The sequence below is a fragment of the Corynebacterium sp. genome (genome assembly GCF_012837295.1).
Lineage (GTDB): Bacteria > Actinomycetota > Actinomycetes > Mycobacteriales > Mycobacteriaceae > Corynebacterium.
The window spans coordinates 1-1681 of sequence record NZ_DURI01000206.1 but is presented as its reverse complement, the minus strand read 5'-3'; the positions used below and the strand labels follow the sequence as shown (position 1 = coordinate 1681).

Annotated in this window: 1 protein-coding gene and 2 pseudogenes; 2 read left to right on the top strand and 1 reads right to left on the bottom strand. The window is 69.5% G+C overall.

The genetic code is table 11. From position 1 onward, the window contains the following. Nucleotides 1-326: pseudogene (locus GX015_RS06840) on the top strand (hypothetical protein); the annotation flags it as partial. A gap of 63 nt (nucleotides 327-389) precedes the next feature. Then, a complete protein-coding gene (gene aqpZ, locus GX015_RS06835; RefSeq protein WP_291343828.1) occupies nucleotides 390-1148 on the top strand; it encodes an aquaporin Z in 759 nt (252 codons plus the stop codon). Between the two features lie 33 nt (nucleotides 1149-1181). Here aqpZ and GX015_RS06830 read toward each other — a convergent pair. Then, nucleotides 1182-1681 (bottom strand): annotated as a pseudogene (locus tag GX015_RS06830) (aromatic acid exporter family protein); the annotation flags it as partial.

The window sequence follows — 1681 nt, the reverse complement described above, 5'->3', positions numbered from 1 at the left end:
TGTGGGTCGACAGCGGCGAGCTGTTCTCCGGCGTCTCGCATGGCGTCCAGGTCCGCGCTTTGCCGGACGCCCCGGGGCTGGTCGCGGCCGAATTGCCGCCGCCTCCGGGGCAGCGCCGCGGGTTGTTCCGCACCAAGCTTTCCGACGACGACGGCCTCGCCGACATGGCCGGCAACCCCCGCACGCTGCACGAGCCCCTGACGGGGCGCGCGGTCCAGGCCGGCGGGCCGGGATTCCGCTACGTCCGCGACGGGGTGGAGACCAAGAAGCCGCGCGAGAAGACGACCATCTACCGCCACCTGCTGGATCTGCAGTTGGTGCGGTGAACGCCCTGACCGCCTAGGCTGCGGGGAATCTCTTTCCCACCCGAAAGCACGAAAGGCGGCCCCATGTCCACCGATGTCAAGACAGGCCCCATCCCCACCGTCCACGATCCGAGCATGATCGCCCGGCTGCTCTGCGAAATGCTGGGCACCCTCTGGCTGGTCTTCGGCGGCGCCGGGTCCGCGGTGTTCGCAGCCAGCCAGATCCAGGAGGGCAACATCAACATGGGCCTGGGTTACCTCGGCGTGGCCCTGGCCTTCGGCCTGACCGTGTTCACCGGCGCGTACAGCTTCGGCACGTTTTCCGGCGGGCACTTCAACCCGGCCGTCACCATCGGGCTTGCCGTCGGCCGCCGCTTTCGGTGGCGCGACGTGCCCGGGTACATCGTCGCCCAGGTCATCGGCGGCCTGCTGGCCGGCGGGCTGATCTACATCATCGCGTCCGGCAAGGACGGGTTCGAGGCCACCGGCTCCATGGCCGCCAACGGCTACGGCGCCAACTCCCCCGACGGCTACGGGCTCGCCGCCGTGCTCATCGCCGAAATCGTGCTGACCGCCTTCTTCCTCTGGATCATCCTCGGCGTCACCGACAAGCGCGCCACCCCGGGTGCCGCCGGCGCCGTCATCGGCCTCGCGCTGACGCTGATCCACCTGATCTCCATCCCGATCTCCAACACGTCGGTGAACCCGGCCCGCTCGATGGGCGTGGCCTTCTTCCACGGCGACGGCGCGCCCGGCCAGCTGTGGGTGTTCTGGCTCGCGCCGATCATCGGAGCCATCATCGCCGGCGTGACGTACAAGTTCATCACCGACGCCCGGGACTGATCCTCGCCGTTTGATCCTCGCCCCTCAATCTTCCTAATCCTCGCCCTCGTCGAGGTCCCACACCTCCGGCGGCATCGCCGGGCGCGGGACGGTGGGCGGGAGGGCGGCGACGGCGGACAACCGCGACAGGCCGCACACCTGCAACAAGTCGACCACCAGCGAGCGGCACTGGGCGAAGATGACCATCTCCGACAGCGTCGCGCCCTCCACCACCGCCGGCCGCATCTTCGCGGCGAGGATCCGCAGCTCGCGGATGGCGGCCTCGTGCGTGACCGGCGCGGAATCGTCCTCGCCGGACACGGCCGCGAAGGTGCCGGTCTTCGAATCATCGTGCGGCAGCTCGCCCCATTCGGGAATCTCGGCGAGCGATGGGGCGTCGTCAAGCAATCGCCTGACCGTGTGCGCCGACTGGCTGACGCCCATGACCAACGCGACGAGCTGATCCGACGCGGCGACGTTGTCCTCCGTCGACGTGATCGCCCGGCGCGCCAGGACGCGGATGTTGCGGACCGCGTTGTCGACCGGATGGACCA